General features: G+C 62.4%; 16 protein-coding genes. 1 reads left to right on the top strand and 15 read right to left on the bottom strand.

Annotated features, from left to right (window positions below):
- Nucleotides 1-281: 281 nt before the first annotated feature.
- The 11 genes from AUL32_RS24925 to AUL32_RS01610 all read right to left on the bottom strand — a co-directional run bounded on the left by AUL32_RS24925 (nucleotide 282) and on the right by AUL32_RS01610 (nucleotide 11,158).
- Nucleotides 282-2,561, bottom strand: coding sequence for a P-loop ATPase, Sll1717 family (locus AUL32_RS24925; protein ID WP_156421286.1), 2,280 nt, complete (start codon nucleotides 2,559-2,561; stop codon nucleotides 282-284).
- A 675-nt stretch (nucleotides 2,562-3,236) separates the two neighbouring features.
- Nucleotides 3,237-3,515, bottom strand: a complete 279-nt coding sequence (locus AUL32_RS01655) for a hypothetical protein (protein ID WP_156421285.1) — start codon at nucleotides 3,513-3,515, stop codon at nucleotides 3,237-3,239.
- Between the two features lie 533 nt (nucleotides 3,516-4,048).
- Nucleotides 4,049-4,612 carry a hypothetical protein gene (locus AUL32_RS01645; protein WP_062111176.1) on the bottom strand — a complete coding sequence of 188 codons (564 nt, stop codon included), beginning with the start codon at nucleotides 4,610-4,612 and terminating at the stop codon, nucleotides 4,049-4,051.
- Nucleotides 4,609-4,938, bottom strand: a complete 330-nt coding sequence (locus tag AUL32_RS01640) for a hypothetical protein (protein ID WP_156421284.1) — start codon at nucleotides 4,936-4,938, stop codon at nucleotides 4,609-4,611. Before AUL32_RS01640 ends, AUL32_RS01645 begins: the two co-directional genes overlap by 4 nt.
- 52 nt (nucleotides 4,939-4,990) lie before the next feature.
- The gene (gene lysC / locus AUL32_RS26510) at nucleotides 4,991-5,233 is read right to left on the bottom strand and encodes an Rz1-like lysis system protein LysC (RefSeq protein ID WP_441294104.1); all 243 of its coding nucleotides are present in this window, start codon (nucleotides 5,231-5,233) and stop codon (nucleotides 4,991-4,993) included.
- Nucleotides 5,118-5,555 carry a hypothetical protein gene (locus AUL32_RS01635; RefSeq protein ID WP_062111174.1) on the bottom strand — a complete coding sequence of 146 codons (438 nt, stop codon included), beginning with the start codon at nucleotides 5,553-5,555 and terminating at the stop codon, nucleotides 5,118-5,120. Before AUL32_RS01635 ends, lysC begins: the two co-directional genes overlap by 116 nt.
- Nucleotides 5,552-5,869 (bottom strand): DUF6527 family protein, encoded by a 318-nt coding sequence (locus AUL32_RS01630; RefSeq protein ID WP_244497607.1) that lies wholly within the window; start codon nucleotides 5,867-5,869, stop codon nucleotides 5,552-5,554. Before AUL32_RS01630 ends, AUL32_RS01635 begins: the two co-directional genes overlap by 4 nt.
- A 14-nt stretch (nucleotides 5,870-5,883) precedes the next feature.
- Complete coding sequence (locus AUL32_RS01625) at nucleotides 5,884-6,522, bottom strand: lysozyme (RefSeq protein WP_062111172.1); 639 nt, start codon at nucleotides 6,520-6,522, stop codon at nucleotides 5,884-5,886.
- The gene (locus tag AUL32_RS01620) at nucleotides 6,509-6,742 is read right to left on the bottom strand and encodes a hypothetical protein (RefSeq protein ID WP_062111171.1); all 234 of its coding nucleotides are present in this window, start codon (nucleotides 6,740-6,742) and stop codon (nucleotides 6,509-6,511) included. Before AUL32_RS01620 ends, AUL32_RS01625 begins: the two co-directional genes overlap by 14 nt.
- Before the next feature lie 304 nt (nucleotides 6,743-7,046).
- A complete protein-coding gene (locus tag AUL32_RS01615) occupies nucleotides 7,047-8,444 on the bottom strand; it encodes an SGNH/GDSL hydrolase family protein (RefSeq protein WP_062111170.1) in 1,398 nt (465 codons plus the stop codon).
- A gap of 2 nt (nucleotides 8,445-8,446) precedes the next feature.
- Nucleotides 8,447-11,158: a hypothetical protein gene (locus AUL32_RS01610; protein ID WP_062111169.1), complete on the bottom strand. Its 2,712-nt coding sequence runs from the start codon at nucleotides 11,156-11,158 to the stop codon at nucleotides 8,447-8,449.
- A gap of 124 nt (nucleotides 11,159-11,282) precedes the next feature.
- On the opposite strand from AUL32_RS01610, the gene AUL32_RS01605 reads away from it, so the two are divergent.
- Nucleotides 11,283-11,780 (top strand): hypothetical protein, encoded by a 498-nt coding sequence (locus tag AUL32_RS01605; protein WP_156421283.1) that lies wholly within the window; start codon nucleotides 11,283-11,285, stop codon nucleotides 11,778-11,780.
- Between the two features lie 39 nt (nucleotides 11,781-11,819).
- On the opposite strand, the gene AUL32_RS01600 is transcribed toward AUL32_RS01605, so the two are convergent.
- Genes AUL32_RS01600 through AUL32_RS01585 form a run of 4 tightly spaced genes read right to left on the bottom strand, consistent with a single transcriptional unit; the run spans nucleotide 11,820 to nucleotide 15,462 of the window.
- Nucleotides 11,820-12,890, bottom strand: a complete 1,071-nt coding sequence (locus AUL32_RS01600; protein WP_062111166.1) for a phage late control D family protein — start codon at nucleotides 12,888-12,890, stop codon at nucleotides 11,820-11,822.
- 3 nt (nucleotides 12,891-12,893) lie between these two features.
- Entirely contained in the window at nucleotides 12,894-13,115 is a 222-nt protein-coding gene (locus AUL32_RS01595) for a tail protein X (protein ID WP_062111164.1), read from the bottom strand.
- Entirely contained in the window at nucleotides 13,115-13,546 is a 432-nt protein-coding gene (locus tag AUL32_RS01590) for a phage tail protein (protein WP_062111162.1), read from the bottom strand. The genes AUL32_RS01595 and AUL32_RS01590 overlap by 1 nt, the downstream gene beginning before the upstream one ends.
- Before the next feature lie 2 nt (nucleotides 13,547-13,548).
- A complete protein-coding gene (locus tag AUL32_RS01585) occupies nucleotides 13,549-15,462 on the bottom strand; it encodes a phage tail tape measure protein (protein ID WP_280137544.1) in 1,914 nt (637 codons plus the stop codon).
- Between the last annotated feature and the right edge of the window lie 135 nt (nucleotides 15,463-15,597).

Here is a 15,597-nt window from a genome sequence, read left to right as displayed (position 1 = left end):
CACCCGCCTCATCCGCACCAAGCTCCGCCCCCGCCCCCTCGCCCCCATCCTCCCCATCGAGATCGCGCCGGCTCCTTAAGGGCAGCGCAAAGCGGGCCGCCGCCGGACGCCAAGCAATGCCTTATGAACATACGGATTTAGGGAGGATGGTGATCCCAATAGGATTCGAACCTATGACCCCCAGATTAGGAATCTTAGCCAAGGTATTGTTCCGACTGGGGGTCGTTTCGTCGATGACAAGTACCCGAATCCAATGATCAGCCATTCTTCAGCCCACGCGCTCACAACCCCCTAAGGAAAGCTGGATTGATCACATACTCAATTTTCGGAGCCTGTTGATCTCGCTCCGCCTCAAGCCGTGAAATGTCGTACTCACGATCATAGATAAACGCTTTCTTACCACGCCTATCTATGATCCCAAAAAATCCGTACCAAAGTAGAAGATTGATAACTCTCCCCGTATCGATACCGATATTCTGCTTATCGATGATCTCTATGGCTTGATTCTCGTCAACAACGTCCCCATACCCAAGGAACGCATAAAATATTTTCTCACTTATGCCTGATACATCGCGAAGCTCGTAACCAAAATCGGTTACGAGGTACAATGAGTGGCTTGCGAGTGCGTCCGTAACGTCCTTCGAGCTAACGAACTCATGTCCACGATTGATCGCAAACGATACCGCACGCTCGGCAAGATCAATGAGGAACCTAGGTCGCATCAACGATGCTTGGATCATAGCCGTAACGCCAGATGTTCCATCATCAAGCATTGGATCAATTGCTACCCAGGCCGCGTTTGCCTGATCTGCTGGAACATTCGATACGACTCGTTGCTTTAACAAAAAACGCAGCTGCTCAGCATCCGACCAATCAACGCGGATCGCGTTGTATTTCCCACGATCGGATGTCTCCTCGACAAGCTGCTCATACACATCGCTGCGTATAAACAATAGGTACTCCAGGGTGATTTCGCGTCGGCGAAGATCCCTTTGCAGCTGCGTGAGTACATTAGCCAGATGCTGAACCATACGCACATCATGGGCCTCCACTTGTCGCGCTGGCCACCCCTTATCGATGTTATCAAACAGTACGATTATGCTTTCAAAATCTCCGGCGAGCTTGACAACCGCGTTTCTCAATTGACCAATCTGTCTCTCGAACAGCAGGTTTGTCAGCTTATTGCGAACTTGCTCACCGCGATCTTTTGGATCGATAGCACCCACGACTGCCTTAACAGCGCCCTCTAATCGTGCCGTGAAATCACCAGAAACCATTTCTTCGGTGAGAGAAAACTCACTCTCGATTTCCTCGATTTCTTTCAGTTTTTTGAAGTTGTACTTAGCTTTTAGTAGAGCTTTATCTCGTAGTTGCAGAAGTATTTCTATGTATATGATATACTGCCAGAACGCAGCAATGGTGTGATCAAAAACACCTACGCTCATTACTTCCAACAGCTTCTCACGCAACTCACTCAGGCTGTGCGACTCAGGCTTCAACTCCACTGTCAGCGCCGTCTTATCGTCTGCCTTCCGATCTATGACGCTATAGAATATAGCAGATTTTCCAGACCCCTTCCGGCCAACTACAAGCGCACCGTCAGCACGCAAAGATCGGGAGTACTCCGCGGTCCTCAAGAAATACGATCCAAGCCTCTGCGCCTCTTTCTCAGCGGCAGATGCACCAAGATCGATTTTTTCGAGGAGAGACCTATTTGGTATCTGCGCAATGACACTGCGCTTCTGGTTTTTAATGAGCGTTTTTTGACAGTACTCTTCGACTTTCTGGTCTACCTCTCGTCGGCTTCTTACCGTCGTGATAAAATCACGGAAATCCAGAGGAGCAGGCTCGTTCTCATATTGCAGAACCAAGGGTTCTACATCAAAACCATGCGCAAGCCCCAAAAGAAAGGCCGCTCGGAGGTTATGTCGAAACGAGTCTTCAATATTGCTACTGAGAAGCGGAATAATAACGCCCGTTGAAGCGGATATGTCTGCCACAGATGTGCTTAGCGATAAGCGAGGAGTTTCATCAGGATCGAAGGTATTTTTTTCAACACCGGAGTTGGAAACCGCGTTGAAAATGTATTGCCTGAAATCAATCTTGCGTAGCGTGTCAAGAATAAAAAGTGGTTCGTTGTGATTTTTTTCTTTTATGTAGTGGTTTGCCCATGCATCTGCGTTTGTGTCGCGGATCTTTTCTTCTAATTCTTGCGCATTCTGGTAGCGGATTTGACCGGTGACGTCGAAAATGCCCGTGAGTGATGCGTTTGCATTCGCTGTTGTCACAGCGTAATTCATTGTGGGAACTACGGGCTTGAGACGTCCGATACTGTACCCAATCTCGTAATAAACGTTGAAGTTTGGGTACGTTATATCAGCAAACAGGATCTCTGCTTCTACGATCTCTTCACGGATAAGCTCGTCGATGCGGAAGCCGAAAATGTCCATCTTCGGCCATGGTTTGATCTTAAAATTCGTGACGCGACTGACTGCTGCGCCGATCGAGTCCTCGACGTCACGGTGTCCACCGGGGTAGGCGTAGAAGGCTTTTCTCGTCATCAGGCTGTCCGGAACGTGAGGGTTTCAGCCCAGTTTAGATGACGTCAAACTGGAGTTTTGTATAGGGGGGATTGAAATTGCGCATGGATTGGCCTAAGGCTGTCACCGTTATCCCTCTAGCGTGCTCAAGCGCGGTCGGAGATTGGTGATGTAGATTCATTCGAAGGCAGTCCCTACTGCAGCGAAGCGCCGGCGAGAGCCGGCGTTTCGCGTTTCTATGTCCGCAGTGCGCAAGCTGATTCAACACGAGTCCCGGGTACTTTCAAGCAGTGTATGGCTGCAAAGATTGCCGGTTAGAATGTCTCGAGATTGTCCTACCGGCGAGCTAACCCGTGATTGGTGGCTAGAGCTCTGCCGGACTCGCCGGAATCTAACTGAAACAGAGACTTCTAGGGCTGTTCGCCACTGCGTTAGCTAGCCGGTCAGCGAGGCGAAAAGGGGCCCTGAAATCAGAAAGCCCGACCAGCGGCATGGCTGAGACCGGCTTCGTTCGAGAGCGTCAACTTGTTGAGTGCAAGGCTTTGCAGTCCTCTGCGTAACCACTCCGCCACGAGGCCCCAACGAGCGGCTACCTACTGGTTTGATTGGCTTTGCGCAAGTGGCCCGTTCGGCATTCTGAAAAAGCGTTTCCGGCGCATTCTGAATAGGCGATTTGCGGACGCCACCTCTCGCCTGTCAATTCTCCCGCCAAACAGGACGCCGGATCACGTTGATTCGCACGAGCGTTCTAACATTCAGCGACTGCCGTTCCCCGGCTGAAACATGGACACCAGCGACTTCGGTCGCATCCCGCAGCCCGCATTCCTCGCACCGCAGATTGCCCATGAGGCTGTCGACCTCGACGTTACCCAGGAGCATGATCATGTCGTGCGGTTGGTAGTGGCGGGTCCGCCGGCAGTAGTTGCAGCGAACGCGGATCAGCATGCCCAGGTCGTGGGTCTGGCTCAGCTTCATCCCTATGGCGTCCCGACGCGGCATGGGAACGGATAGAGAACAGGCTTAGCGATTCGACAAGGGTGGCAATCCATCACTGACCACCGATCGCCGGACGGCGTCCGCGATCTCGTCCGGCGTTTTCCCGGCCTTCGCTGCCATCCAAGCCGCATGCGAGGCCTGCCCGGCCAAGTTCTTCCGATCCGCATCGAGGTCGGACTGCAGGGTCACCAGGCGCGACTCCAGACGGTCGACATAGTCACCAGCCCGGTCGAGGTCGTTCCGCCTGCGGTTCCTTCCGACGAGACGCAGCCAGTTTGCCCATTTTCGGATTGCATTGCTCGGACTTTTCATCGGTGAACCGTATCGAGCGACAGTTAAGGCCGCCTCCACGTGCGCTTTCGCCTTTAAAAATGCGAAAGGACCCCGCCCCGGCGTGAAACCGAGGCGGGGCCGAAGCCGTATACAATGATGGCACAGGAAAGGAGTTGAAGCGAAATGCCGAAGACCCTTTACGGATGGTCCGCCGTCGCGCTCATGATGATCCTCGTCCTCTAATCGATCTTGGCACGGGGTAGCGGGAACGGGCCGATCGTCGTCGGCAGGTTCCAGAATCCATGCCATGGCCTATGCTCGACGGTCGAGAACCATGTCGTGTATTCCGTCACGCACCCTCCGAGAAGGCGCCATGGCCCCCAGTCTTGGACGCCACGCAAGCGGTTCGTCGGCGTCCCCTCCTGCGCGTCCTCAAACTCGAAGAACGTCGGCCGAAAGCGTCCGGCGGGATCGCCGTAGTAGATTTGCTGCCGCCCATCCACATAGACCGCGTCCGTCCGCACCTTGCTCATGGTGCCTGTCACGATCGCGTCGCGCCCCTCGCAGCGAGCGCCGGTTTGCTCGAAGGCCGCGAACACCAGGACATTGCCCTGGCATTTCCCCGTGTCCGGCGCGATCCGGCCATCGCAGACCTGGACGCCGGCGAGCACCGGCCAGCGCTCGACTTCGAGCGCGCCGATCATGTGACGTAGACCCTGGAAGGTAAAGTAGCCGCTCAGCAGGAGGCATGCCGCGCCGACGGTAAGGACGACTCGGCGGAACGCATGAAGGATATCGCTCATTTGTCACTCCCATCAGGCGGCGCGAGGGCAGCTCGCCGACGATGCCAGAGGTCGAGGATGAAGCCCGAGACCGTCACGCCACCGATGCCGATCACGAAGCCGGAGAGACGCGACAGTTCTTCGGGCGTCGCGACGATCTTCCCGAAGACGGAGCCCATAACGGGAATGGCGATCGGCGAGAGATAGACGGCCGAGATCGCGCCGACGACGATCTGCACTGCCCCGTCCGAGAAGGAGCCCTTGCGCGTCAGCCAGCTCACGCAGCCCCCGAGCGCTCCGGCAAGGGCAAGGCGTGCGTCTGTCCAAACCCATAGGGTCCATTCCATGCTGCCCGTCCTTCTTCTTGGGGCTGGGGTCGACGGGCATCGGACGGACGGGTCAGCCGCCGGCCGCCCGCACTGCACTGGTCAGCGCTTCATGCCGCGCACCGCACTCACCCAGGGCCTGCCGGTCCTGCCCCCAGAGGCGGACGGCTTCGGGCATGGTAAGGTCGCGGACCGGCACGTCAGCGACCTGCTGGCACGCCAGCATCAGGCTTTGCGGGAAGCGCGGGGCCGGCGGCGCGACCGATACGGTCGAGCTGGTCCGACACGCGGCGAGGGATAAGGACGCGGCAAGCAGCGCTGCCAGTCGGGGGAGGATCATCGGGCTTGTCCTGCAGGGCCTGTTCGAGAGCAACGAGCTGCGCCGACCGGTCGGCTTCGCGCTGGAGATAGCCGGCCTCGATCGCCTCGATCCGGCTTTGAGTGGCGCGGGCCTGCGCGACCGCGACGGCCTCGGCCTTCTCCCGATCGGCGTCGTGGATGGCGCGCTGTTCCAGCCGGCCGGCCTCGCGAGCGTCCGGAAGCGCAAAGAAGCAGCCGTAGAGGATGGCCGCCGCCAAGCCGATCGCCAGGCCGACGACGGCCGCGCCGGCGAGTTTCAGAGTGCCGAGGATGGTCATGGGCTTTCCCCTTCGCTTGGGCCGAGGGGAACGGTCCGCCCGGCGAGCGCGTGCGTGCAGTCGTCGAGGAACTGGATTTGCCCGTCCGTCACGAAGGAGTGGCAGACGAGCGGCCGGGGCTCGATAGCCTCGCCACCCATCGCCCGGTCGTATTCGGCGTCCGTCAGGGGTTGCACGCCGGTGACCAGAATGGAGGGCCGGAAGGTCGGAGCGTCATAGTCGTCGTTGAAGGACCAGCCGGGTCCGACGCGATGGCGCTGATTGCAGCCCGGGCAGTGAAGTAGGTAGCCCCCATCACTGACTGTTCGAAGCACGCCGCGAGCTCCCATCACTGCAGCCCCGAGACGCAGAGCTCGGCCTCTCCGAGGCGCTGGGTGTCGCCCATCTCGCGCCGCTTGACCAAGCCGTTGACGACTCGCCCGCCCGCCTTGTTGAAGGCGGTCTGCGCCTCGCAGGCCTCGCGATAGCGGCGTTCGGTGATGCGCCGCGCCGCCGTCGATTTCAGGGCCGCGCCGACCCCGAAATTATAGGCGCCGGAGATGAGCGCCGCCTGGACGCTGACGGGCGCGTCGAGGAAGCCCTTCGCGCCGTCGACGAGCGGCAGATAATAGTCGCGAGTGACACGTCGCTGGAGCATCGCGTCGCACTCGGCCGGCGTGAAGCTCATGCCGGCGGTGACCGGCTTCCCGTTGATCCGGGTCTCGCCGTAGCAGATGTCCCAGATCTTCGCGAAGGGGTCCCAATGCGATCGGAGGACCAGGCCCTCCCAGGGCTTGATGAGCCGGTCCACGGCCAGCGATACGGCCGGCGGCGTGATGCCCTGCTCGATCGCCGCGCGGGTGGTCGCCGGCGTCACCGCCGGCACCCCACCCATAAAGGCGGCGTAGCCGCTGGTGAGGGCGAGCGCCAGCGCGCCGGCGATGGCCGCGCGGCCGCGCTTGGTGGCGACGATTTTATTCACCGGCATCGGTGGTCTCCGAAAGCTTGGACTGCGCGAGGAGGCGCGCCACGTAGGCGGCAGCGGTCGTAAACCCGGACAGGATGGCGAAGGCGCGCGGCGGGATCGGCAGGACGCCGTCGAAGGCGGGGAGCGCGATCTCCGCCATGGAAAAGAAGAATGCGAGCGCGATCAGCTGCAGCGACCAGGCGTGCTTGATCACCGCCCGCCAGTTGGGGACGAGGCTCATGGGATCTCCGGAAATGAGAAAGCCCGGCGCGAGGGCCGGGCTTGACGGGGTCGGACGAGAAGGCCCTTGATCAACCACGCCGTGCAATCTAAGGCACCGCATGCTTCAAAGGTTGTGGTCTCTCTTTCGCCCTCGCCCGTCTTTCGAATGGGAGCCGTGGAAGGAATATTCCCCCAAAGCCCTCGTCACAGGCGAAACGGCCAAAGGCCTGCTCATGCGGCGCTTCGTTGACGGCAAATGGCAGTATCGGCGTCCAACGGCCGAAGAGGCCTTCGATCACATGGAGCGCCAGGCGTGGTGAGCTTCAGAAGCCGCTAGCCGCCGACGCCTTCCGCCAATCGGCCTGTCGCACCTGCATCACGATGTCAGTGGCCGCGGCCGCGTCGTTTGTGAGCTTGATCGTCAACTGTGCGAAAGCGCTCGTTGCAGGCCAAGCCGCGCCGATGACTTCTTCCGGCGTGCGGAAGTAGAGGCCCTTGCCCTCGTTGAACTGCGACCAGTCCAGGTCGGTCGGAAAGGGATCGTTGGCGATCACGTTGCCCGCCTGCCCGTTGTAGTTGGCGGAAGGTGAGGCGTGGGAGCACGATGCTTGGACGAGCACACCCCGGAGGTTCTGATAGCCGACCGCCGCATCGCTCTTCTTGATGAGGATGAACGCTTCCGCATAGTGAGTATCGCCGGGCTCGAAGTTCCCGGTGCCGGATGTGCGGGTGAACTGGAAGTCGCCTACGCCAGTAGCCGTGCCAGTGATGGCAACCTGCTGGACGGGCGTGCCGTCAAGGTCCGCGAACTTAGACATGACCGCCGTGAGGCCACCGGCCGGGCCACCCGATCCCCAGTTGGTGGCGCGACCCGAGCCGTTGTCGCCGTCCATCATCCCGTTGCCGATGAGTGAACCACGCTTGTTGAGCGTGGCGTTGTAGACGCTAGCGTTGTCGATGTTGGACAGGTTGACCCGCTGTGAGAACAGCTTGTCCAGGACCTTGTAGATCTCCAGCGCGTAGCGGGCGTGGCCCTTCACGTTGGGGTGCATCAGGTCAGCGGCGTCGAACAGAGAGTTGTCGGCCGGGACACCCGTGGTTCCGTTGCGGGCCACGAAGCGGTTGTAGACCGGCACAGCCAAGACAAGGGGGTTCTGGTTCGGAAGGTCGAACATCGCCCAACGCTGGTAACGGTTAAGCCCCGCGAGCTTGGAGGCATCCCGCGTGTAGTTCGTGCCGCTGCCCGGTCCCGCCGGCAGGTCATCCGTGATGATGAACAGGATGCCGGCATCCGTGATGGCCTTGCTGATCTTGGTGATGTTGGCGATCAGCCGGTCGGTGTCCGCCAGCGTGGAGATGCTGTCGTTGACGATGCCGAAGAACAGAACCGTGTTGATCTTGTTGGCCTTGCACTCCGCGACGAAGGGAAGGAGCTGCGCATCGTCGGCCATGAAGGTCGTGGACTTACCGCCGTGCTTGCCCGTGGTCATTCGCGGGGCGATGAAGCGCGGACCCATCATGGCCTGAAGCCAGAAATGCGAACCGCGCGGCTCCGCGATGTTCACGAAGCCAGCGCCGGAGACGATGCGGTTCTGCCCGAACGCCTCGAAGGAGTGCGAATAGGTCGCTAACCGGCACTGGCGGATGGCGTTGCGGGCCACCTTCAGCGGCAGGTCAGCGCCAAGGTTGCGATCGGCGAGAAGCGTGTCGAGGTCGGCCATGGTCAGGATGCCTTCACGAAAATTGCCTCGCCACCAACGGTGACGGGCTCGAAGCTATTGATGGTGACGAGGGCAGAGCCGGAGGGCGGAACAGGCGCCCGTCGCGGGTCGAACTGAAGTGCGTTCGCTCGCATCCGCTCTTTCAGCCGGCGCGCCGCCTGCGTCACAACATGGATGCCGTCGAACGTATAGATGCCGGCTGCAGTGACGACGCCGGTGTCGGTGTTGGCCGTGTGCGCCTTGGCGAGGTTCTGGCGGAAAGTGAGCGTCCAGGTGCCGTTGCCATTGTTGACGACGGACTGAATGTCCTTCGCCTCGGCTTGAGTGGTGTCGCCAGGGTTCAGGATGATGCCGTCACCTGGCTGCACCGCGAAATTGACGGTGACGACCTTCTGCCCGGACGCCGCATCGGCGGTCAGTCGGCCCTGCTGATTGGCGACCGCTGCGAACTTACCGGATCCGGGCGAGCTTTCGATCGCCGAAGCCAGTTCAATGTAGCCGTCGACGTCGCTCGGCGTGCCCTTAATGTATGCGTTAAACGCGTCGATCGAGGCGCCTGCCTGGCGAACCTGCTTCGATGCGTCGGGGCTGCTGTAGAGGAAGGCATTGTCGGCGTTTGTGCCCTCATCCTTGCTGACCGAGCATGGCAGAAGAAGCGTCTGGATCACTCGCTTGCTGCCCATGCTCTTAAGTTGGGCGTGGGCCGCCTTGGCATCCGCGACGACGCTGGTGGCGGTGCCGTTGGTGGCCGAGTTCAAGCCCATCTCGCAGAGGATGAAATCGTATGGCCAGCCCTTGGCCTCCAGCAGCGCGCGGCGCTTGTCGAAGCCTTTGATCTGGACGCCGACCGGCGTGGGCGAAAGCGTAAGGTCCGGCAGCCGGGTGCCGGGAACGCAGAGGTTCGCGAACGGAATGCGCCCGCCTGGAAGCGTGTTGAAGGCATGTCCCAAAAAGCCGGAGGCACCCAGATCCTCGGCCAAAATTCCGAAAGGCATGCCCTGCGTCCGGTCGCCCCAGCCGATGCTGTCACCGACCTTCAGACCCGCCGTCGCCTGCGCGATCGAAGCCGTGCCGTAGGGGCGAGCCGTGGACATGATCGGCAGGCCGTCCATGATGACGATGCCCGGCGTGTTGGTGAAGCCCTCGCCCGTGTTCGACTTGAGCGCGGAGACCTGCGAGGCCGTGCCGCTGGAGAGGATCGCGTCGCCGCGCCCGCTCGAGGTCTGGACCACCGAGCGGGGCAGGAAGACGGGCCCCTGCGAGGGACGGTACTGGCCGACAGCGAGTTCGTCCGCCACGCCAACCCGGATCACCGAGTTGGCCGGGATCACAACGGGAAGCTCGTCCGTCCAGATGGCGGTGCCGTCCGAAATCGTGAAGGCCTCCTGACCATTGTAGGTCAGGTTGTATTTCACGTCGTTGACTTCCAGCACCATGGCCTTGATCGGCCAGTCGTTGCCCAGCGGCTGCTCGTTGCCATACCACGCAGCAAGCGCGAAGGACCGACCATATTCAGTCCAGAGGGATGTCCACTCGGCGATGTAGCGCATCTTGTAGGTGTCGGACGAGGTGACCTGAACACGCGATGACAAAGCCTGGAGACGCGAAGACGCCAGCATCGGGCGGCCCATCGGCAAGGCAACAGTGATCGTCACAGCCGTATCGAAGGTCTGGCCTTCCCGCGTCTGGCGAACCGTGCCGTTGATGGTTCCTCCGGCCAGAGCTTCGGCGCCGACGATGAGCTTGCCAGCGGTGGAGAAGGTGAAGCGATTATCGGTTGCAAGAGGGCTGCCAGTCAGGAACGAGCGCGCCTCGCCTTCCACCTTGGCGGGAAGGTCGAGAACGAGCGAACCGGCGGCGAGGGTCGGCGCGATCGTCGCGCTGGTCGGCGTGATCGTGGGAAGGGCGCCCTCCAGAACATTGGCGACGGTCACGTCGATGGTGAAGGGCGTAACGTTACCGGCCGCGTCCGTGGCCGTCAGGTTCACGCGATAGACGTTGTTCGCGTCCGCGTCGCTCGGAGCCTCGTAGTCGCGCGCAGCCAGGGAGAGCTTCGCGCCGTCGAGCGTGAAGAGCGCGGCATCGGCGCCGGCCACCTTCGCCCAGGTGACCGTCTCGTCCGCCACAAGCGTCGTTTCGAAGGAGGTGTTTTCCGCGACAGTGAAAGTTTTGGGACTGGTCACGATCGGAGCGACCGTGTCGGCGACCGGCGCACCGACCACGGAAACGGCGAAGCTCTGCACCACGGAAGTCGCATCGTCCGGGCTCGTCGCCCGAAGTCGGATCGAGCCCGTTGCCGGCGCATTGAGACCCTGCGCGGCCAACAGCTGCCGGCCCGAAACCTTCGCGCGACCGCCGAACGTGGTCTCGGCCTCGACTCGCCACCCCTCCGGCGCCGAGATCGCGGCCAGAATGGCATCCTTCGCGGCGCCCGTGGCGAACGTGGTGGACGAGAGCTGCAGCGACGCTCCGCCGACGCCCTTGGTGCGAAGGAAGGCCATCAGTTCTTCGACCAGCAGACGTCGCTCGAGGCCGCCCCGGCGCATCAGCAGCGCGTCGGACTCCTCGATGGCCGGGTCGACGGGCGCGATCGTGCCCGATCCCGCGAGCACGATCCGCCCGAGCAGCAGATCGAACAGTGCCTCTTCGTCGGTCAGCAGGATAGAGCGGTCGGCGGGTGCCGGCCGGCCGGCCACCCAGACGACGCCGGGCATGACGGTATATCGCTTCGTGGTCACGAAAACGTCCTTCGTTTGCAGTGGGTGACGATGTGCGGCCGGCCGGCCAAGCACCGGTCGCGTCGCAGGAAACGGAGCGCCGCTTGCCGACCGGCACGGAATGCCGCTACCACTCGCTGAGATTGCGGTCGGCCGAGCTCGGCCAGAGCACTTGCGGGGGTGGAATATGCGTGGTTTCAGGCAGCTGCAGATGACGGTCGCCGCGGTTCTGCTGGTTTCCAGTGCCGCGACGGGCGCCGACATGGCGAAGGTCGAAGCGTTCGGCTATGCCCCGGTCAACCGCCCAGGCACCTTCGAAACGATGAGCTCGATCGGCGCGACCCAGGTCAGCCCGTCGACGCTCGCGGATCTCAAGACGATCGCACCGAGCGTCACGACCATCGAGCTCTACTGCGCCGCGAGCCCAGGCCCGCGCTTCATGCAGATCGATGGGAAGTTTTACACTCTGAACGGAAAGTCGCGCCGGCCGGGCGCCTTCGTCGAAACCAGCCGGGGCAAGCTACCCGTTCAGGATACGAACGAGGGGAGATCGCCGCTCGGTGACGACTATCGCGTCCTGGGCCTTCTGGTCGAAGAAGCCGCCGGCGCCTGCCGCTGATCTATCCTCAGGGTGGCGCCTCCGCCGTCCTGCGCTTGTTCAGGTGAAAGGCGCGGCGACCGGCGAGGCCGCCGCCTTCTTTTTCTTCGGGGCCCGGCTGTCACGCCCTGCCCCGCCGCCCGGTTGCTTGATCTCCAGCGAGGTCAGCGCGCCTCCGGCTCGATCGGCCTTGTGGTTGACCGAGACGATCCGAAACGTTCCGTCGATGCCGTCCCGGGCACCGGTGAGGACAAGGGTCCCTTCCGCCTGCGCCTCGGGCTGCAGCAGCATCTCGATCGTGCCGTCGCCGCTCTCGCGGGCCGCTTCGCTTTTGCGGCCCTTCCCGATCGCCTTGGCGTCGTCTTCGTCCGCCGCGTCGAACCGACGCTCCTCGCTCGCCGGCTCATCTTCGCCCGTGTCGAACTCGAAGTCGGAGACTTTGAACTCGGCCTTATCGCGATCGAACGAGCGCACGCGGGCCTTCTTGTAGCGAGAGCGCCCTTTCAGGGGGTCGAGGCGAACGGAGATGACATTGCCGGGAATGGTGGCCCGGATGGTCGGCATCGCCGCCCCGGTGGCGGCGAGGCCTTCTCCCCGAGCTGCGAACACGCCGCGGTCGCCGCGAACCTTGAACGTGGCGCCTAGATCGCGCGCTAGGCGCGTTGCCCAGCCGAGGAACGAGGCTCCATCCGGCGACCAGTAGCTCCGACGGATCGCCGCCAGATCGGGCGCGACGACGATACCGGAAAGGCCCGCCTCGCTCGCACCCTTCTCTAGCGCCTCACCAAGCGTCGCATCGTCGAGATGCCAGCGCTGGCCCTGCTTCGTCTTCCCGCGCGGATCGCGCCCTTTGGCGGATATCTCGAGCAGACGGCCGCCGCCCCGGGTCAGTGTCCAGGGCGTCGAATCCACGATGCCCTCGAAGGCGACCACGCCGTTCATGGTCACACGAACGGAGGCCCCTTCTTTCGGCAGGAGCGCCTGCCCACCGCGATCGTCGAAGGTGAGACGGCAGTTGTCGGAGGACGTCCCATCCTTGTCCGAGATGTCGATCGAGATCAGGTACGGGCGCATGGCGCTGCTGGCGTCCCGGCCGTCGATCGTCACGGCCCAATCCACCGTCCATGCCATGCATCACCCGTAGAGCGAGACCACCGTGCGGGTGGCGGAAACCGTTGGTCGGTCAGGCAGTAGCAGATCCGTGCCGGGCGGAATGAACGCGCCGAGCTGGGCCAGTCCAGGGTTCAAGTCGAGCGTCGCGGTGAGCAGCGTGCGCGCGAGCTCGGCCCCGAACTCCGCCGCGAGGATTTCGTCGAGGACGAGCGGCCGGCCGCGTGTCGTGATCCGGGTCGGCATCAGAGCAATCCGAAGAGCGAGATGAGGCTGCCGAGGATGCTGGGGTTCGTTCCGTCCGGCTCGACCTTCACCAGGGTCAGCGTGTGATTGAGGGTGCCGCCGACGCCCCGCCGGCCGAGTTCTGCATGGGCTTCGCGGATCTCGGTGATGACGAACCATCCTTCCATCTTGCCGTCGCCCCGCATGACCGGGATGCGCTGCCCGGCGCGGCGGAAGCCGTGCAGGGCTTCGAGCTCGGTCAATCCTCCGATGCGCTCGGGCAGCAGCTGGCCCGAGAGCGTCAGCGTGTCGTCGCCCTCGCCCATGAACTCGCGCTGCGGCGCGGTGCCGAGCAGCGCCTTCACGGCGAAGTCCGCCGAGGCGACCCGCTCGACCTCGTCAATCGAGAATGGCGTCGTGTCGATCGCGACCGCGCCGAGATTGTAGAGCATGGTCAGTTCCCGATATCGGCGTTGACGTCTTCGTAGTCCTCGGCCGCGCGCCGCGCGTTCAGGGCTGCTCCCTCGACGGCGCCCGGGAGCGCTGTCAGCGATCGGTGCAGCTGGTCGACCTTCAGCTGCGCCGCATCAATGCCGGACGTGTCCACCTGAGGCGTCGCCGTCACCGACAGAGCCGAGCGGATGTTCTCGCCGATTAGACGCGCCTGGTCGGTTACCTGCCCGCCACCAGCAGCCACTGCCGCAGCGTAGGCATCCAGCGAGGCGCGCGCGGCCTCCGGCAAGCCGGCGCTCAGGTCCGCCAACTCTGCCTTCGCCGTCGCGAGACGCTTGCCGAAATAGCTGCGCCGCAAGCCGGTCGCCTGATTGAGGTTGGCCTGTTCCTCGCCGACCGTCTCGGCAGCACCGATCGCGCGGCGCACAGGATCCGGCCGGCGCTGCTGCGGTGACGGCGGCAGCGTGCCGCCCAGCGCGCCGATCTCGGTTCGAGCCTGAACGGCTTCGAGCGGATTGGCGGACCGCGACCGCGCCTCGCGATCGGTGACCTGCTGTTGCTCAGCCGCCTGGTGCTGGCGGATTGCCTCCGCCTTTTCCTCGGGCGTCCAAGCCTTGAAGCCGTTCCGCTCTCCGGAGGCTTGGCGCCGTGCCGGGTCGTTCATGAACCCGACCGGATCCTTGATGAAGTCGGCGACGTCCTTCAGCTCGTCGGAAACGTATTTCGTGGCCCGCGAGACCTCGTTGATGCCCTTCGCGATATCGGAGAAGAAGTCGCCGATCGGCGACTTCGACGTGTCCATCTGGAGAAGGTCGGCGATCGACCCGCCCAGATCGACAACGGCTGCTTTCGCGCGGTCGATGTCGGTCCAGTCGACCTTGGCTTCGAGCGTCTTCAACCCCTGCCCGATCTCGGCGATCAGCGTCTTGATGCCGGAGAGACCATCCGTCAGCGCGGGAAGTCCCATAGAGCCAGCGTCGATCGTCAGGTTGCGGAAGGCGTTCTTCACCAGTTGCCACTGCGACCAGAAGTCGTCGAGCTTCAGCTTGTAAGCCGTGTCGAGCGAATTGGTCCACTTGGCCTCGTCGGCCGCGAGCGCGAGGTTGCGCCGATATTCGTCGGCCGCTTCCGCAAGGCGTAGGATCTTGCCGGCGTGCTCCTGGCCGACGAACGAGGACAGGAAATCCATCCGCTGTTCGGAGTTCAAGGCCTGAAGCCGATCGAGCATCTGAAGCAGAGCGCCGTTGGCGTCCTTTTTTACAGCCTTCGAGAACTTCTTGACTGGCCCCATGTACTTTTCGAACGTCTTACGGCTCTCACCGGTCAGCGTCGTGGCCGTCAGCATCTTGGTCGACAGCGCTTCCATGGCCGTCGAGGCGACCTCGGCCGGCATGCCCAGATTGAGAAGGGTCGATCCAAGCGACAGGGTCTGATCCATTGTCAGGCCGAGCGTTTTGAGCGACGCGGCCGAGCGATCCACGAAGTTGACGATGTCCTTCTCGTCCGAAATGCCGCTGTCGGCGAGCGAGTTCGTTAGGTCGAAGACACGCTTGATGGCTGTCTCCGACAGGCCCATGCTCGTTTTGAGCTTGGAGGCGAAGTTGCCGACTTCCTCGGCCGGCATCTCGAAGGCATCGGCTGCCTTAACCGAAAGCCGCGCGAACTCCTTCAGCTCGGCGATCGGAATGCCGGCCGCCGCGCCGCGCTCGTAGGCGCCGAGGATCTCTTCGATCGGCACGGCAAGCTCGCCCGAGGCCGCGAGCGCCTTGATTTCTTCGCCCAAGGCTTTGGTCTGTTCCGCCGTGGTGCCGGCCTTCTTCTGGATGCCCGTCATAGACGATTCGAAGTCGGCGGCAGACGCAATGATTTGCTGCGCTGAAAAGGCGCCAGCGAGTGGAGCGATAACGCGAGCCATCCCCGCTGCGACGACATCTTGCGACCGCCCCATATCGGCTGCGTCTTCGGCTGTTTGGCGGGATTGTCGTGCCAGCGAGCGCTCTCGTCGCTCCAACTGGTCAAGCGACCGGTCGACGCCTCGAGCCGGACCGGA

The organism is Aureimonas sp. AU40 (genome assembly GCF_001463785.1).
Taxonomy (GTDB): domain Bacteria; phylum Pseudomonadota; class Alphaproteobacteria; order Rhizobiales; family Rhizobiaceae; genus Aureimonas.
This window is presented reverse-complemented; position numbering and strand designations above follow the sequence as displayed.